The sequence below is a fragment of the Pseudomonas sp. zfem004 genome, from assembly GCF_032621715.1.
Taxonomy (GTDB): Bacteria; Pseudomonadota; Gammaproteobacteria; order Pseudomonadales; family Pseudomonadaceae; genus Aquipseudomonas; species Aquipseudomonas sichuanensis.
Window position 1 is genome coordinate 175,285 of sequence record NZ_JAVYJF010000006.1, and the last position, 16,652, is coordinate 191,936.

Here is a 16,652-nt window from a genome sequence, read left to right on the forward strand (position 1 = left end):
TTGCTGCCCGGCTTTGTCTATTGGCGCTCCCGCTTGAAAAATAGCAGGTAGCCGATGGGCATCGGAAACCCATAGGACCACGCTTGGGCGTTCTGGTTGCCCACTTTGATTTCTCCACGACATACTGGCTGTGTGCTGACCAGTTCCCAACCTTCAGCACCAAGCTCGAACATCTTCCTCTGGAGCCGCTCATGTTCGTCCAGGAGGGCGGGGAGATCGGGTTCCAACGTTTGTTCGGTGGCTTTGAAGATCCAACCGCCTCGGGTCGCGTCCTTGAAGGGGATGGCAACGTACTCAGCCCGATGTTCAAAATGCTTGCCCATGATGGCTCCTTGTTATGTTCAGCCGCGGGCCTGTGCACCCGGGGCGAGCGCGTCGACATAGCGCTTCATGATCAACAGCACCAGGCTGTTGATCGCCAAAATCTTCATTGCACGGGTGACGGCCACGTACAGCAGGTTCAGTTCGTCATCTCGTCGGCCGGCGTCGACGTCCGGTGCCAGGGGATCTGAGGTGAAATCGTCGAAAAGCTCGACGAAATCCCACTCCAGGCCTTTCGACTTGTGCGCGGAAGTCAGTGTGATCGTCGCATCAAGCTCTTTATCCGCCGTGCACGAACGCAGGGCCAGGACTCGCTGAGGAAGGTCCGGATACATGTTGATGATCTTGATCGAGCGAAGCATCTCGCCGTCTTGGCTCACCTCGGCGATTTCTACGTACTGGCCGTAGTCCCGGTAGTCCCGAAGCAGTTTTTTGTTATGGACCAGGTCGCGCTGCCCTCGGCTGAAATAGAACAGGTCCTCGAGGTCGCGCACTGAGTAGCTGTCGATGCCACCCACCCAGTAGATTTCGGGTTTCTCGCTGACGAGGCATAGCGCGTTCTCGATCACGCCGATGACGGTGCGATGGATGTACGTTCGGTGCGGAAGTCCAGCTGGCAGTGCTTTTTTGACCAGGGTCTTCTCGCCCAGCCCCTGCAGCTTTCTGGTTTCTCCCTTGTAGGACAGGATGATATTGGCGACATGGGCGACTGCAGGGCCGAACCTGAAGCTCTGGGTCAGATAATGCTTCTCAGCCCCGGCCATCCAGCTGGCATTGAGAGCGTCTTCTGCTCCTCGAAAGCGATAGATCTGCTGATGACGATCACCTACTGCCACTTTGCGAATCCGCTGAATGCGCACAATGTCAGCGATCACGGGGTTTACGTCCTGTCCCTCATCGAGCAGCACACAGTCGAAGCGCTGGCTCAGGTCGGGTTTGCTCAACTGGTACAGCTTCAGGTATCCGTCATGCGTGATCTGCACCGCTGTGTCCTGCAGATCAGTCATGCGCTTCCAGATGCTCATCGCTGCTACGAGCGCCTGGTTCAGGTAGCGCTCCTGGGCGGAGGTAAGCATTGGGCGGTCACGGAACCATGGAAAGTGGCAGCGCTCGATCAGATCGTCAGCGCTGGCCATATAGTTGTTGAGGGTGGTCAGCACGTCCCTGACCAGCTCCCAGTCCTGCGTATCAAGCGCTCGGGCGATATCGGTCAGTCGTAAGTTGTTGGTCTGCTTATGGCTGAACTGCGTGCCATAGACGGCATATGCGAGCCCGTGTGCGGTTTTGTTCACCACGTTGCGCGGGAAGCGCCCACGGGCGGCGATCTCAACCGATTTGTTGTAGCAGAGATAGAGAATCCGCAGCCGGGAGTGATGTTGCGCATACCCCACCAGCGTTGTGGTTTTTCCACTGCCGGCGCCGGCCTGGATGAGGAGTTTCGGTGCCTCCGAATAGATGATCGGCGACTGCTCGTGGGTCCATTGCATCGTGCTCTTCCTCACAAATACTTCTTGAAGCTCGCGGCTGTAATGCTCACGGATACGCCAAGCAGGGCAGCGCAGGGGAGCAGCACCAACATGGGATTGATGCTGATCGGGAGTGCCAAGTAGAAAGTCCAGGGGAAAATGGCCAACGGCAGGATCGTTGCGCGGGCCTTGTGGTAGAGATAGCTGGACTCCCGGCCGGCACCAAATTTACGGAGATCTCGCCGCACCAGGCCGTCAACCAAGCCAGTGAGTGCCGCCATAGCGAACAGCGGTACGGTCATCAGCAGGACGACCAAGCGGACACAGAACACCAGGACGGTGAACAGGGCTGCCAGGGTGTAGTTCTGTATCGTGGTGACGCTTTGCGCGGCCCAGTAGCGCATGTCGAGCTCGTTGCGGGCCCCGGCTTGGGCGATCGACTCCATACCTTGGACCCAGCTGAGCATCCCGGTCTTTACGACAAGCCAGTCGTAGGCCTCGGAGACCAGCCATGTCGCGGTTCGGCCAGGCTCCTGCACAATGGCGCTGTGTACCAACCCTTTTGAGAGCCAGCTGAGTTCGCTGACCAGCATTTGTTGGCCATGTCGCCATCCTGCTTCTGGCCAGAAGAAATAAAGGCATACCCAGTCGACCAGGATCGCGACGAGCAGCGAGCCGCACATCACGCCGAGGAAGTTGAATGGGAACCAGAAGATCTTGCTGAACAGCGACTCTTGTCGCTCCTGTTGCTGTTCGGCCTTCTTCGAAACGTCATCTGCCATGGGCTACACCTCACGCCGCGTCATCGGTGGCCACCTGGCGGAAGTCTTCGACCAGGTCCTCGGGCAGGGCGGTCTTCAACTGCTGGTAGCCCGGGGCCTCCCACCAGTCGCTCGATGACGTTGCCGATCGCCGCATGCCGGCGGCCAACTCCTGCAGGTTGCCGGGCATGACCTCGTCCGGGTCATTCGCGGGAAGCGGCATGCGTATTTTCCACAGGTTCCCACCTTCGATGAGCGCGAAGGCCTGGCCTTTCGGCAGTCCTACCACGTGGGCTGGCTCAATCATCGGCACACTCGCCAGCTGCACCTGGTCATGCGAGCTTGAGGTGAACGCGGTTTTGCCGTTGACCGAGTCGTTCGCGCTGCTCGCCGGCGTGCTGTTGTAGATCTGCACTTTGGGTAGCTGGTTGGTCAGCAGCTCAGCGGTCGCGGTCTCTCGAACGCGCAACATGAACAGGTTGTTGAAGTTACCGATCACCTGGCCGGCTTTGGCCTTCGAGCCGATCTTCGCTTCGATATCGCTCATCGTCTGGGTGTAGGCGGTGACCTGGATGCCGGCACCACCGGCCTTGTTCACCATCGGGATGAACTCGTCCCCGATGAGCTCGTTGAACTCGTCAGCGTGGAGGTTGATGCGGACCTTGCCCCCAGCCATGTGTCCCGGCAGGCCGTCGTCGATACCGTGCTTGTAAATGTGGCCTGCAACAGAGACCAAGTCACTGAACATCGAGTTGCCCACGGCCGCACTGACCTCGGTGTCGGACAATGCATCGAGCCCAACATAAACCACGGCGCGTTTTCTGATCACTTGCATCCAGTCGAAGATGGGGCGCTCATCCGCGAGGTCCAGGTAGTCGGGGGCGAGCAGTTCAGCGATCCGCCCCGTAGTGAGCTTCTCCAGAAGCGGCAGCAACGATGCGACGATCTTGTCGAAATAGGTCTTGTCGTAGCGCACAGCGCTGCGCAGGCCGTCCATCACCGAATCGTTGATGCGCTTCTGGGTCAGGTACATGTCGATCGCCACCACCCGAAGCGGGCGATCTTTCATCGCGAACGACAGGTTCTTGCGATCGATCTTCCCTTCCAGCTCGACGATGGTCTGCCAGGCTTTGGGGTCGTGCTCCGCGAAGTATTTTTGTGCGTACTCGATAAAGAGCTCGTCGATGTTTATGACGTGCCGGCGGATCTGTTCATAGTCCGGGCGGCGGCCGAGGGCGACCAAAGACTGCGCAATGATGTTGACGAATCGCCAGGCGAACTCACGGAATGCGGCAGAGTTGCCCTCACCGGAGAGCTGGCCAGCAATGCGGGTAGCGACTTCGCTGATCCGGCCAAAGCGGCCGATGGCGTTGTAGCGCGCGGAGATGTCCGGCCACCCCAGGTGGAATACGTAGAACTCGTCGAGGCGCCCAGCCCGTTTGCACTCGACGTACATGCGTTTGAGCAGGTCGGCATCGCCCTTGGGATCGAAGACGATCACCACCTCGTGGTCGGGCTGTTGCTCCGACTGCCCGCGTCGGCTCCAACGATGCGGCGGCTGATTCCTGCGCCCCATGCGAACGCGCGGCCTATGGCGATGGGTGCGGCGGATGTCCTGGGTGATGAAGACTTCTGCCAATCGCGTCTTGCCTACCCGGGTGGTTCCCAGCACCAGGGTGTGGCCAACGCGCTCGCCCAGGGGCAGGCTGACGTTCTGTTCATCGGGCTCAATCCCATGCAGCCTGGGCAGGCCACCTACTGGGGGCAGAGGCCGGGCGGGGTTCCAGCTGGAATCCCAGCCAGTCAGTTTGGTGATCGTCTTCAGGGGGAAGGGGGCAAACTCCAGGCGCTCCTCCAACCAGCGTGCCTGTATGTAAAGCTTCGTGGGCTCGACGTAACCGGCGTACTGGGGGAGGTAGGTGTCGGCCAAGCGCTGCGTGTGCTTCTGCGTCCAACGAAATCCCCGGCCGATAAACAGGCGCTCGTTGCTGATCGGCATTTCAGCGCTGGTCATGGTGTAGTGGGGAAGCCGACGCAGGTTGGCTTGGTAGCGCAGAACTCTTCGGGCCTGTAACAGCCGCACAGTACCGAGATAGATGAAGCCCAGGGCGGCGACAATTCCGAACAGCGGTGTCAGGGCGAATGCCCACGGCGCGCTCACACAGAGAGCGGCCGCCACGTAGCAAACTGCGGTGGTGAACAGTTCCACCGGAGGCCGTAGCAGCGATTCAAGGGTGTAGGTCGCCATCACAGCTCCTCGCAAATTGAAGGCTGACTTCTTCGCGCGCGGCATCAACCTGGTCGGGAGCTAATCGCTCGGCCAAGCGCTGCGCGAATGCGTGTTCATTGATCTCGGAGATGCCCGTCACACGCCCACCGTAGAGCTCGCTCACATGGCGGACCTGCTCGATCATTTGCTCTCTGCCGGGACGGTGGAGGGGGTGGCTGATGACCACCGTGAACACCGGCGATACAGGTCGTGATGGGCGCATGCCAGTTCTCACTGCTGAAGGGTTGTGGCAGTGATCAGCACTGGGTAGTGCTGCAGCCCCAGACGGCCAGCGAGATCGCTGGCTGGCACGGGCATCACCTGTAGACCTGGGGCCCAGCGACGGATTTCCTCCAGTCGCGCGGCGCTGCTGACATTCACGGCGAGCCCCACGGCCTGCAGGTGATGCAATTCTGGGAGCTTGTGCTTGAGCCAGGCCTGCGAGCCTGAGTCATCGCCGACGATGAACATCGGCTGCAGGCCCGCTGCATTGATCACGCGCCCCTGCACCTGGCCCGGGCTGAGCTCAGGAGTGATCACCGGAAATGCCCCGCCGGCCCGCACGCCGGTTACAACCGGGGGAGGGGTAGTAGGTTCTGGTTCGATGTCCTGGTAGTAGGGCAGGGCGGATGACCCGCCCCGGTCCTCTACCACGGTGAGCTGTCCAGCAGGTCCAGCACTGGCCTGTATGGCCAGGCTGCCCAGGGCTGAAAGCGTGAGGATCTGGATGGCCTTACGACGCCAGGTGTTGGAAAGAGTCATGGGTTCCGTACCTCGAACTTGATGCCGGTGACGCGGCTGAGATGTTTCGTGAAGTAGCTACGGTACTTCGCTGCCGGCGGGCCCCCAGCAGGGCGGTGGTACCGTCCGGCAGCATCGATCCAGGTTCCACCCTTGGCCTTTTGCTCAGCCAGGATCTGAGCGGTCACCGCCAGGTTTTTGTAGGGGTCAAGGCCTTCGCAGGGGTAGCTGTAGCGATGCCCGTTGAAGCGAACATTGGTCTGTCCCAGCCCCACGTCGACCCGTGCGGGTCCAGCCTTAACAATTGCGATCATCAGCGCTTGGCAAGCATCTGCTCGTGTGGCGAAGCGATAGCCGGTACCGGCGACATTCAACGTCCACGGCCACGGCACCAGCTGCCCGCGAAGTGGCGTGCCGCTCTCCTGCAGCGCAACTGAATAGAGCACAACGGGCGGAACCCCGTGCCTGATGGCGATCGCCTTGTAAGCGGGTGGCGGATCTTCTACACCCCATGCGCTGCCGGCGAGCAGCAGCACCGGCAGAAGGCAGAGCCGCCACGCAGTCATTGACGACGCCATGATCCATTCACCTTTGTCACGGCGGCCGGCAGCGAGCCGCCGAGGCCGAGGCGAATCCAGCGGCCTTGGTCGTGGTTGAGCGTGATCAGACGGCTTTTAACGGTGGACGGGTCAACACCCGCGAGAATCGCCCAGCGGCGGATTCGCTCATCGTCGTTCTGGCTGCCGACGAAATACAGGTCAAACGGAGTTTGGGACGCCTGCAGGCGCTTGACCTGGTCAATGCAGGGCAAGCAATCGTCCTTGACGAAGAGCGCCAGGCGCCCGTTGCCCTCCAGAGTTGGTTCCGGGAGAGGTCCAGCACCGCTCCCGGAACCGGCTTGGGCCGTAGGGGAGGACGAGATCTCAATGGCTTTGATGCCTGGGAACAGGCGCTGGTACGCCTCGTCGTAGGCGCGCTGATAGGCGAGCTCCCTGTCGACTCGCTGTCGTTCCGCCTGGACCTGCAGCTCGGCAAATCGGCGCCGCTCGCTATCCGACCGGGCCTCGATCCCAAGCGCTGTGAGTGGGTCAAGCCCTGGCGAATAAACCCCGCGGGGCCCTTGCATCACCTCTTGATATCGCTCGTACTCCTTGGAGGTCAGGCCCCACTCCTGTGCGGCTCTATCATGGAGTTTGTTCTGCGACAGGACGCTTTCGCTGGTGAGCTGTTGGGTACTGGAGGCGGATCCTCCTGCTGTGGAAGAAAGCGGCGCCGCCTCAATACCTACTGCAGTAAATGCGCAGGCGCAGGCAATGGCACGAACGATCGGTAGATTCATGATGCTTATCTCATGGCTGAATGCTGAGGGTTCGGGTGGTGCCGCCGGCGTCGAAGGTAGCGGTTCGCTCATCCACCGCCTTAAGTCGCCAGGTGCTGCCGCTGACTACCTCACCTGGACGGATCAGGTCGATCTGGCTCAGTCGTGTGCTACCTGCAGGGGCGACCGACAGGAAACGCTCGCCGCCTCGGTATTCGAGTCCCATCATCTGGAAGGGCGGTGGCTCTTGTGGGATAGGTGGGGCCTTAACCTGTGCGGGCTTCGGCTTGGGTTTCGGAGGGGAGGCTTTTTGAACTGGAGCAGTTGCCTGACCCTGGGGCTTGCTCATTTTCTGCAGCTTGCCGCCAAGCGATTCGAGATCCGCCTTTAGAACCAGGAGATCACCTGCACTCGCGGATGAGCGGGTGGCTTCGACTGCGATGTCCTGCGCCTGCTTGGCCGTGGCCTGCACAGCATCAATGCGGTTAACCAGCACCTGCTGGCTCACACGGAAGTCCTCCATTGTGACCAGAGGTTTGCCTGACACTGTATCGAGCCGATCGTCGATCGCACTCACCCGATTTTGTAGTGCATCGATGGATGTCTGTTCTGCCGCCGCATTCATGGCGCTGGACAGAGTTGAAAGCTGGTACTGCTGGAGCGCGATGATCGCGCCCAGGATGAGCAGTCCAGCAGCATGGGGTAGGTACTTTCGGATCGGCAGTTTCATGGGTGTCCTCTCGAAGCCGAGTACACCTTCGCGCAGCCACGATCCCATTTCAGTAGGAAATGCTTAGCCGGAGCGTGTGGATTTTTTTAAGGCCGAGTACCAGTCGACAATGCGACCTTGCTGCTGACATGCTTCGGCATCGGCCCAGTAGGGCGACATTATTCGTGGGATGGTCTGGATGTCCGAACAACGCATGACGCCGAGTGAGTTTAAAGCGGAATATCGGCGCCGAGGATGGAGCGGGAAGGACTTGGCGGCACGGTGGAACAAGCACCCCAATTCGTTGAGCCGCATCGTGAATGATCCGCTGCGCGATCTGCACTGGGATGATGCAGTGCGTGGCCTGGAGCAAAAAACTAACATATAGGTTTGTTTTAGCTGGCCAATAGCTCACATATAGGTTAACTTTTCCTCGTCGAAGCAATTCACTGAGGAACTGAACGATGGACATTTCACCCGTCAAGCCGACGTTCAAAGCGATGCGTGCCGCCTATGTCACTGTCCTGCAAGGTCAACAGGGGAAGGCCCTGCTGATCGGTAGTAACAGCGCATTGTTCCTCGCGGGTGACAACCTCTACCACGTGGTTGTTGGTCCTACCGGTAAAGTTGAAGTGGATGACGCAGGATGCTCGAGCCCCCTTGTCTGGGAAGAGTATCTGGGGTGCTGGGAGAGCGATGAAGACCCCGAGGCCACTGTTGCTGCGGTCAACTCCCCTCAGTTCATCGAGGTCGGCCCGGAGGTCAAGGGGCAGATCGCCATGCTTACCTACCCCATCGCTATGGCTAATTATCGCGCCCTGCTGGAACAGAACCCGGGTAAAGCTCTGCGTTTGGACAAGGAGAGCAACGGCAGTGCAGCTGCGCTCATTGATGGAGAGGTGTGCTGCTTGCTGGTAGGCCCGGATAACGTCGCTGACCTGAGCTTTATTGGTGACCTCATGCCTGAGGCATGGGGGATCGGCGGTTGGCATAGCGAGGTTGAAGAGACCCAGCATGCCATCGACCATCCAGTGTTCGTTGATATCCGCCACTGACACGGTACGAAGATCCGCCTCACCTGCAGTTAACTCGCCACAACTGATCGATTCTGGTTGTAAACGACTGGCTCATAAGCTCCCGGCGCATACCCCAGTCGGGATTACGGGGAACGGTGGCGGATCTCAGGGTGCCTCTGCCGTATCGCTGGTTCACTCCATCCATCACCGCCATCAGCCGGGCACACGCAGCCGGCTGCGTTGCGGCGAACAGATCATCGGTGAACTCGCCAGGTTGGCGTAGATCGAGGAGCAATACCTCGGCCTTGCTGTAGCGGTAGCCTGGCTGGTAGACCTGCTCTACAGCCTCGGTTGCGGCCCGCGTTAACAGTAGTGTGTCATTCGTGGGGTATGGCAGCTCTACCAGCGCACCCTTGGAAAAATGGGCCTCGTTTGGGTTGAACATTCCAGTACGGATCGCCACTCGCATGCGTTTGCAAACCGAACCCTGAGCACGCAGCTTTTCGGCAGCTCGCCCCGTGTAGGTGGCCACCGCCTGTTTAATTGGTGCCAGTTCCGTCAGCCGCTTGCCGAACATTCGACTGCAGCAGATTTCTTGCTTCGGCGGGTCGGCTTCGTCGAGGTCAAGGCATGAAATACCGGCAAGCTCGCGCGCGGTCTTCTCCACCACCACGCTGAATTTCTCACGAAGCATCCGTGGGTCAGCCTTGGCCAGGTCCATGGCCATGCGGATACCCATGGTCTCGAGGTGTGCAGTCATCCGCCTACCGATGCCCCACACCTCTTTTACCTCAGTGTTTCGCAGCACCCAGTCGCGCTTGAAGTCGTCGGTGATATCGACGACACCACCGGTCTGCTCCTGCAAGCGTTTTGCTGTGTGGTTGGCGAGCTTTGCCAGGGTTTTGGTACGAGCAATCCCGACCCCGACAGGAATCCCTGTACAGCGCAGCACTTTGGCGCGCACGTCCCGGCCGACCTGGGTCAGACTCCCCTGCACGCCAGTGAGATCGGCGAAGCACTCATCGATCGAGTAGACCTCGGTTGCCGGCACCATCGACTCGATCAGCGACATCACCCGCTCACTCATGTCGCCGTATAGCGCGTAGTTCGAGGAGAAAGCTACGATGCCGTGACGACGTAGCTTTTCCCGGCATTGGAAGTACGGTTCGCCCATTTTCACGAATGGTTTTGCGTCATACGACCGGGCGATCACACACCCGTCGTTGTTGCTCAGCACGACGATGGGCGTACGCGCCAGATCCGGGCGGAACACGCGCTCGCAGCTGGCGTAAAAGCTGTTGCAATCGATCAGCGCGAACACCTGGTCACTGGCCATGATCGCGCACGCTGTAGCGCACCACACCCCAGATGACCAGGTCATCGCCCTCCATGACGTGGCGCGGTGGGTATGCGGGATTCTCCGACTGCAGGATCAACACACCGTCGCGCCGGTAAAGCCGCTTGCAGACGGGCTCGGCGTTGATTGCGGCGATCACGATGTCGCCGTGCTCGGCTTCGTTGCTGCGGTCTACGATAAGAAGGTCGCCCGAGAAAATGCCAGCGCCCTGCATGCTGTCACCTTCCACCTGCACCAGGTACACGTGAGGGGCACGCAGGTCGAACAGCTCGTCGAGGGAAATGTGACGCTCCAGGTGATCCGCCGCCGGCGAAGGGAATCCGGCCGGCACACGGAACGAATACACCGGCAGCAGCGCAGGGCCGCCCGTCGGCGCGCCCAAGAAGGTGATGGTCATGGCAGATCAACTCAAATGAATATCTGTATATTTATACAGTAAACTGTCAGAGCGTTCCTACGTCAATGTGCGGAAGCCTGGCCGCCGACAAACGAGCGAGGTGGGTTATGTGCGGGCGATACGCAATCTTCGAGAGCATGGACGACTACCTGAAACAGTTGGCGCTCGATCTGGTGGTGATCAATGGGTATGACCATGAGCGGATCAACCGGTACAACGTCGCGCCCTCTACCCGCGTGGAAGTGATAAGGCCTGCGCCTGGAGGACTGAGTATCGACCGGGTGAGGTGGGGATGGTCGCCATTCTGGGCTAAGGGGAAGCGCCCTGACCCGATCAATGCGCGGGCCGAGACAGTGATGACCGGAAAGTTCTTCAAATCGCTATGGCCGGGAGGGCGAGCCTTGGCGCCGGCCAATGGGTGGTTCGAGTGGGTACCCAAGCCCGAGGACCCGAAGCACAAGCAGCCGTACTACATCCAAGCGGCGGATGGTACGCCTTTGTTCTTCGCGGCGTTGGCCGACGTTCATTCAGGGCTGGAGCCGGATGAGCGCAGTGGCTTCGTTATCGTGACTGCAGCGGCGGATGAAGGCTTGGTGGACATCCATGATCGTAAGCCCCTGGTGCTGACCCCTGAGCTTGCCCGAGAATGGATAGATCCAGACACAGCGACTGAACGGATGGTGGAGATCGTTCAAACAGGATGCCGGCCAAGTAATGACTTCCGATGGTTCCCTATTACCACCAAGGTTGGAAGCGTTCGTAATCAGGGAGCGGAACTGATACAGCCAATTTAACGGTTTATGTGTAGGGTTGTACGAAAGTGTAATATATACAGGAGTGGTCGATTGAAGATCAATGTTGGTAGGGTCCGAGATTATTTGATTGCTACGCTGGAAAATACTCAGGATCACGCAAGTGAAAGTCCTGAGTTAATGCATCTGATTGCTCAGATGGATGGTATTTTTCACGATGAGATTTTTTCGCTTCCACTGTCAGAGCAGTCAGCAGCAAATTTGCTTATAATTAATGCGTACACGATGCTTTTGGCTGGTGTTAGAGAGGCCCTTTCTGGGCATGTCGTTTGCGTCTTTCCAATAGTTCGGGCGGCTCTGGAATCCTCATGTTACGCTTATATCATAGCAAATGATGCTTCTAAGGCTGATGTTTGGCTGGATAGACATTCTTCTGAGACTGCTTTGAGTAAGTGTCGGAAAATGTTCACGGCCAAAAAGGCTGTGGATATTTTAAAAAGCAGTGACCCGGTAATGGCTGAATATGTCTGGGGGTATTACGAAGCATCGATAGATTTTGGCGCGCACCCTAATACCAAGTCGGTGATTGGTCATCTTTCGAATTCTGGGCCGGCCCAAGATGGCCTTCATGCCTTTGAGTTTACCAGCGTGTATGGAAAAAATAGCTGGCATGTTAATCACGCCTTATTTGTATGCGTTGAGGCAGGACAAGCCATCGCTTATCTCATAGCCGCCTCAATCGACAATCATCCCCTAATTCACGAGCGTGGCGAAATTTTCCAAAGCTGGGTAGACGCCAAAAATCGCATGGTTGAAGAACTGACTGGTGAACCTTGCGGCCACACTGGACCAGTCTACTCATCTGTAAGACCTCCACTGTGACTTCGTAGACGAGGCAGCGATGCTGGACATAAGTGAGAATGCGTTTAGGGACTATTTGTTCAATAATCATAAGGATGACTTTTCCTCTCTGATTGCAGGTCGAAGGGAACCGGTAGAGTGGGAAGGTGAAGAATTCCCGCCGCTTCATTTTTTGCTTCAGCGTAAAGTAGAACGTGCTATAAATGAGATACTGGATCAGCTAGAAGATCTGGTTTTAACAGCTAAGGAACTTAGGCTCGAAAAAGTAGGCCCTAATCCAACAAGGGTAGACCTGTTTGGGTGCTCAGAGTCCACGGGAATCACGATTATCGAGTTGAAGAAGTCGCAGCAAACTGAACGGCAGGCTTTCACAGAGCTATTGGCCTATGCTAATCATTTTTGCTCGATATTCCCGGGTGTTAATGAAACGGCAATCACCTCTATCTTAGTTGCGCCAATGGAGACGCGAACGGTTAAAGATGCATACGTGCAAGAGCTCTTGCAGAACAAGAAAAACATTGTCGCACTTATCCCGTCTTGTGAGGGTGGATGTTATTCCCTGGGTGTGTTTTACCCAGAGCAAAGCTATTACAAGTGGTTTGAGAATAATGTCTTCAATGATCACTCGATGACGTGTGTGACAATGTCGTTCCCACTAATTCAAGGCTGGATAGACTCCGAGTATGATGAGCCTCCTCAGTATGCTAAGGATGCTTTGAATCAAATAAGTAATTCAGTTGCACATATTTTGGAGTCTAAGGGCTTTCATTCCATAGTTTATTCGTCTCAGAAGTGGAATGAGGTTGCTGGTTTGTTTCCATACCCCAATATGATTGTTGTGGCTGCTGTGAATCCATTCTCGTCAGCGAGAACATATACTGAGGATGGGAGTATTGGGGGGAGATCTGCTCCAGGTCGGCTGACTGAAATTCAGGCGATCTACAATCAGCTTACCGAGGACGGCCAGCGCTTTAATTGGCTTGAGGCGATGGAGAGTGATTTTTCCGGTCGTTTGATTCGAACGGTTCGCGATCAATTGGAGTTCTGCTTGCAGAATGAATCACAATCGATCCATGTTGAGATCGGCTTGCCTGACTGGTACGGATTAAAGACCAGTATGGTAGATGCCGTGTTTACACACAACTTTGAGGCCTATACCACAGGCCTGTTGAGGGAAGTGTATAGCGAGTATGTTTGTTATCTTTATGAGGCTGGGCAGCAAGAAGTTATGTTTGGCTATCAAATGTTGACGCCATTTCTCGCTGTGTGGGAGATCTGCCGTGGCTTCGGTTACGAAGAAGAGTGATGGCTTTTTGAGAAAAAATTCCACCGAATGCTCGCGCTTTGGTGAGGTTGAGCGGTACACTGTATAACTGCGTTTACGCGTACTTAATGGAGCTGAGTGATTAAATGAGATTGTATCATTATACGGCAGTGGGACTTGCCAAAGCCATCATGACGCATGATCTTTCTAAAGGGCATCTAGATACGCCAGAGGGAGGAATTATTGAGGGGGTGGTATGGTTTACCAGTCTGCCATTCCCAGAGGGTACAGGAGTGCCTACTAAGCAGCGGCAGTTAACTGAATCTGAGGTGAGAAAGGCCCAGCGCGTTGAAGGAAAGAAACTGCGGAACACGTTGACTACAGACAAGTCGAAGATTCGCTTGACGGTAGAGTCTGGTAGTTTGCAGCCCCTCCGTATGGAAAATGGACTTCCTCGTGGATTAATTTCATTCGAGAAGTGGTGCAAGCTCTATGAGGCCCCTAAGCAGTGGGTCCGGGAAATGGGCCTGTCTGCTTTGTATGACCTCAACTCTCTCACCGATGAGGAGCGTTTCCGGCTGGCAAAGAAGAAAGGGAACTCCAAGGAAAGCACCTGGTACTTGCACTTCGGCCCCATACCATCGAGCCTTATTACTGCGGTCGACTGTCGTGTGGGTAGAGACTATGTGCCGTACAGCTTCGACGAACATGGTCGGGCAGAACTGGCAGCCGTTGGGGTTGAGTGTGTAAGTGTGACGGCTACGTTGGAGTTGCAAAAAATCCTTCTACCCAAACACTCTCACGAGATTGTGCATGCGACAGTGATATGCAGATCACCATCCGATCCAGTGGAGGTGTGTATTCGGGGAGGAGGGAACACGTGCATTATAAGAGTAGGGACAAAAGCTCTTGTGGTTCGCGCCGGTAACGAATCGCCTTATCCGTTCGAGCTTATTCATAGCTGGATCGACAAATTCAAATCTGATCTTGAAAGTTGCTGGGAGAGGGCTCGTGATACGTATCACATATATCATCCAGAAGAAACAGTTGAATAAAAAATAGGCCACCGTCTGGTGGCCTTTCATCATGCTGCGATTAATTGTCTTGCAAGTGCCATCTCCACCGAATCACCGTCCTGGTTCAGGGCGTCGAGGCCGGACTCGGGTACATCGCCCGAGGTGCTCTGCGCCACTGCGATCTTCTTGGCCATCAGCTGCAGGCAGGTGATCTGCGAGCTGCCGGCGTAGCCGAAGAAAACCACGCGGACCGGGTGTTTCTGTCCGATCCTCCACGACCGCCGCGCGGCTTGCTGTAGGGTGTACACGTTGTACCCCGTCTGCAGGAACGCGATGGTTGGGAAGTCCAGCAGGTCCAGACCGGTCTTGACCAGCTCCGGGTTGGTGAGCAGCACGTCGACACCGCGGTCGACCTGGTCGAGGATCCAGTCCTCGCGTCGAACCGTTTCAACCGTGGCCCGCAGTACCGCCACGCGCAGGCCTGCCTGCTCGAGGACCTTCTTGAGCCTGGACGTGGTGTCGCGCGTCCCGCTGTAGACGGTGTAGGCAAGGACCTTGCGGCCTTTCGCCTTCTCCTCGAGGCACAGGTTCAGCAGCGCCTGCTCCTTGGGCATCAGTTCATCGTCACCGAAGAGCGCCGGCACAAAGGCCAGCGTGTCGCGGGTACGCGGATGTTTGACCATCTCCGATCGGAAGCAGCAATCCGGCCAGGCCAACAGCACATTGAGCACCACTCCCAGAAGGGTGGTGTCTCTCCGGGCCAGAGCCTGGCGGAGTTCAGCGGTCAACGTTGCGGCCAAGCGCTGGTAGGCCGAGGCCTGCTCCGGCGCCATGGGCACGTCGATGAACTCCTCCTGGTAGCTGGGCAGCACGTTGCCACCGATATCCTTGAGCTTCAGGAACACGGTGAATGGCAGCACGAACCGGTGGATGCCTTTAGGGCCGAAGCCTGGGGCCTTCACGGTGCGTACCGACAGCTTCTTGCCCTTGGCGGTCTTGTGCGAATCACCATCGCGCTCGGTGTAAATGTCCTTGAGCACGCCGTGATCGCGCATGAACGACATGGCTGCAGGCGCCATACTGCCGCGTGCGTTGGGTCGGTAGCCGTCCTCGATCATGCGCTGGGTGAGGATGCGGAACAGGAGGTAGAACAGGTCGTCGGCGTAGCCACCCATCAAGGTTCCGGTGAGAAGCACGGTTTTACGCGCCTTCGCGGCCAACACCCCCATGGCCTGACCCTGGGCCGAACCGCTGTTCTTGTACTCATGCCCCTCGTCGACAACCAGCAGGTCGAAGAAGCCATCGGGTAGGTAGCGCTTGATGAACTCTGTCGGTTGGTAGCCGCCTTCGCCGAATCCGAACTCGATGTTTGCCATCGCCCGCTCCATGCGCTTGGCCTGGCGGTCGCTGAAGACGAAGTTACCTTTCGCGTCCATCAAGTTGATGAACTCCGAGACGTTGTCGACCAGCATCGAGGCCAGAAAGTCCTCGCCGAAGTCGTTTAGCAGCCGTTCCGCCCGGACCGGGCCGATCGTCGGTATCCGGCACATCGACTTCAGGATCGTCGAGCGTCGGTCCCCACCATCGGCTTTGCCTGGGCGCATAAGCGTCCAGAGGGCAGCGTTGCAGGCCGTGCAGTTGCGACGGCGATCACCGCGCTCGAACTCGTCCACGGTGACCAGATTGCCCTCCAGGTCCTCGAGGACCTGGCCACAATCTGGACATGCCGCCAGCAGCTGGCCACCTGCAGTACGCCGCTTCCAGCAGGCGAGTCGCCAGTGGAAACCCATCCGCATCCTGACGCGGCCGAGGATGAAGAACTCCGGCCGGCCGTCGTATGTTTGCCCCGACTGGTCACGTAGCTTGAGCAGTTTGACCAGCGTGTCCGGGCCGTTGAGCACCCAGACGCGGGCGCCTGGCGTGGTCTCCAGGATCTCGCGTCGCCACTTGTAGACCAGGTGAGGTGGTGAGATGACGAGGGTTCGACGGTAGCCTGCCGCGTGGAGCACGGCAGCGACCGCGATGGCCATCATCGTTTTCCCAGTACCCATCTCGGCGTTGATGATCGCAGCTTGCTCGTTGCGATCGAGTAGCAGCGCCGTGATGGCTTGGACAACCTCAGCTTGCGCCACGAATGGCGTGCGCTTGAGACTTGCCATCACGGCCTGGCGCTGTTCGTTGATGCTGCCGGTGTAGACCGGAGGGTTGGAGCTGTTGAGTGACGCCAGGAGCTCGTCGCCGAACTCGTCGATGAAATCCGTAAGGTTGATGTTCAGTGGGGAGTTGGCCGAGGCGGCTGCTTGGGTCAGTGCGTTCATGTGCATCTCCTGCAGGGAAAACAGGGCATGCACAAACCCCGGTGGGTATGGGCATACCCTGTGGGTCGGTGTGGGGTTGTCGCCGT

At 57.7% G+C, this 16,652-nt stretch carries 18 protein-coding genes; 6 read left to right on the forward strand and 12 right to left on the reverse strand.

Annotated elements, in window-relative coordinates; genetic code table 11:
- Nucleotides 1–17: 17 nt before the first annotated feature.
- The 9 genes from RTH46_RS08965 to RTH46_RS09005 all read right to left on the reverse strand — a co-directional run bounded on the left by RTH46_RS08965 (nt 18) and on the right by RTH46_RS09005 (nt 7,606).
- Entirely contained in the window at nt 18–323 is a 306-nt protein-coding gene (locus RTH46_RS08965) for a hypothetical protein (protein WP_316905476.1), read from the reverse strand.
- 18 nt (nt 324–341) lie between these two features.
- Nucleotides 342–1,808 carry a UvrD-helicase domain-containing protein gene (locus RTH46_RS08970; RefSeq protein ID WP_316905477.1) on the reverse strand — a complete coding sequence of 489 codons (1,467 nt, stop codon included), beginning with the start codon at nt 1,806–1,808 and terminating at the stop codon, nt 342–344.
- Between the two features lie 11 nt (nt 1,809–1,819).
- Complete coding sequence (locus RTH46_RS08975) at nt 1,820–2,569, reverse strand: TIGR03747 family integrating conjugative element membrane protein (protein WP_316905478.1); 750 nt, start codon at nt 2,567–2,569, stop codon at nt 1,820–1,822.
- Nucleotides 2,570–2,579: 10 nt separating this feature from the next.
- On the reverse strand, nt 2,580–4,799 hold the full coding sequence (gene traD / locus RTH46_RS08980) for a type IV conjugative transfer system coupling protein TraD (protein WP_316905479.1): 2,220 nt from the start codon (nt 4,797–4,799) through the stop codon (nt 2,580–2,582).
- The gene (locus tag RTH46_RS08985) at nt 4,777–4,962 is read right to left on the reverse strand and encodes a hypothetical protein (protein WP_316905480.1); all 186 of its coding nucleotides are present in this window, start codon (nt 4,960–4,962) and stop codon (nt 4,777–4,779) included. The genes traD and RTH46_RS08985 overlap by 23 nt, the downstream gene beginning before the upstream one ends.
- Before the next feature lie 86 nt (nt 4,963–5,048).
- Nucleotides 5,049–5,579, reverse strand: a complete 531-nt coding sequence (locus RTH46_RS08990; protein WP_316905481.1) for an integrating conjugative element protein — start codon at nt 5,577–5,579, stop codon at nt 5,049–5,051.
- Entirely contained in the window at nt 5,576–6,136 is a 561-nt protein-coding gene (locus tag RTH46_RS08995) for a lytic transglycosylase domain-containing protein (RefSeq protein ID WP_316905482.1), read from the reverse strand. Before RTH46_RS08995 ends, RTH46_RS08990 begins: the two co-directional genes overlap by 4 nt.
- Entirely contained in the window at nt 6,121–6,897 is a 777-nt protein-coding gene (locus RTH46_RS09000; RefSeq protein ID WP_316905483.1) for a TIGR03759 family integrating conjugative element protein, read from the reverse strand. The genes RTH46_RS08995 and RTH46_RS09000 overlap by 16 nt, the downstream gene beginning before the upstream one ends.
- A 10-nt stretch (nt 6,898–6,907) precedes the next feature.
- The gene (locus RTH46_RS09005) at nt 6,908–7,606 is read right to left on the reverse strand and encodes a methyl-accepting chemotaxis protein (protein WP_316905484.1); all 699 of its coding nucleotides are present in this window, start codon (nt 7,604–7,606) and stop codon (nt 6,908–6,910) included.
- 178 nt (nt 7,607–7,784) lie between these two features.
- Here RTH46_RS09005 and RTH46_RS09010 point away from each other — a divergent pair, with 178 nt between their 5' ends.
- Nucleotides 7,785–7,973: a hypothetical protein gene (locus tag RTH46_RS09010; RefSeq protein WP_316905485.1), complete on the forward strand. Its 189-nt coding sequence runs from the start codon at nt 7,785–7,787 to the stop codon at nt 7,971–7,973.
- Nucleotides 7,974–8,049: 76 nt separating this feature from the next.
- Complete coding sequence (locus tag RTH46_RS09015) at nt 8,050–8,640, forward strand: hypothetical protein (protein WP_316905486.1); 591 nt, start codon at nt 8,050–8,052, stop codon at nt 8,638–8,640.
- Nucleotides 8,641–8,659: 19 nt separating this feature from the next.
- Here RTH46_RS09015 and RTH46_RS09020 read toward each other — a convergent pair whose 3' ends face one another.
- Nucleotides 8,660–9,937 (reverse strand): Y-family DNA polymerase, encoded by a 1,278-nt coding sequence (locus RTH46_RS09020; RefSeq protein WP_316905487.1) that lies wholly within the window; start codon nt 9,935–9,937, stop codon nt 8,660–8,662.
- Nucleotides 9,927–10,355 (reverse strand): S24 family peptidase, encoded by a 429-nt coding sequence (locus RTH46_RS09025; RefSeq protein WP_316905488.1) that lies wholly within the window; start codon nt 10,353–10,355, stop codon nt 9,927–9,929. Before RTH46_RS09025 ends, RTH46_RS09020 begins: the two co-directional genes overlap by 11 nt.
- 107 nt (nt 10,356–10,462) lie before the next feature.
- Here RTH46_RS09025 and RTH46_RS09030 point away from each other — a divergent pair, with 107 nt between their 5' ends.
- The 4 genes from RTH46_RS09030 to RTH46_RS09045 all read left to right on the forward strand — a co-directional run bounded on the left by RTH46_RS09030 (nt 10,463) and on the right by RTH46_RS09045 (nt 14,287).
- Nucleotides 10,463–11,149 carry an SOS response-associated peptidase family protein gene (locus tag RTH46_RS09030; protein ID WP_316905489.1) on the forward strand — a complete coding sequence of 229 codons (687 nt, stop codon included), beginning with the start codon at nt 10,463–10,465 and terminating at the stop codon, nt 11,147–11,149.
- A gap of 51 nt (nt 11,150–11,200) precedes the next feature.
- Nucleotides 11,201–11,989, forward strand: a complete 789-nt coding sequence (locus RTH46_RS09035) for a hypothetical protein (RefSeq protein WP_316905490.1) — start codon at nt 11,201–11,203, stop codon at nt 11,987–11,989.
- A gap of 19 nt (nt 11,990–12,008) precedes the next feature.
- Nucleotides 12,009–13,274 (forward strand): hypothetical protein, encoded by a 1,266-nt coding sequence (locus tag RTH46_RS09040; RefSeq protein ID WP_316905491.1) that lies wholly within the window; start codon nt 12,009–12,011, stop codon nt 13,272–13,274.
- 104 nt (nt 13,275–13,378) lie between these two features.
- The gene (locus RTH46_RS09045; RefSeq protein WP_316905492.1) at nt 13,379–14,287 is read left to right on the forward strand and encodes a hypothetical protein; all 909 of its coding nucleotides are present in this window, start codon (nt 13,379–13,381) and stop codon (nt 14,285–14,287) included.
- A gap of 29 nt (nt 14,288–14,316) precedes the next feature.
- On the opposite strand, the gene RTH46_RS09050 is transcribed toward RTH46_RS09045, so the two are convergent.
- Nucleotides 14,317–16,566, reverse strand: coding sequence for an SNF2-related protein (locus RTH46_RS09050; RefSeq protein ID WP_316905493.1), 2,250 nt, complete (start codon nt 16,564–16,566; stop codon nt 14,317–14,319).
- Nucleotides 16,567–16,652: the final 86 nt, after the last annotated feature.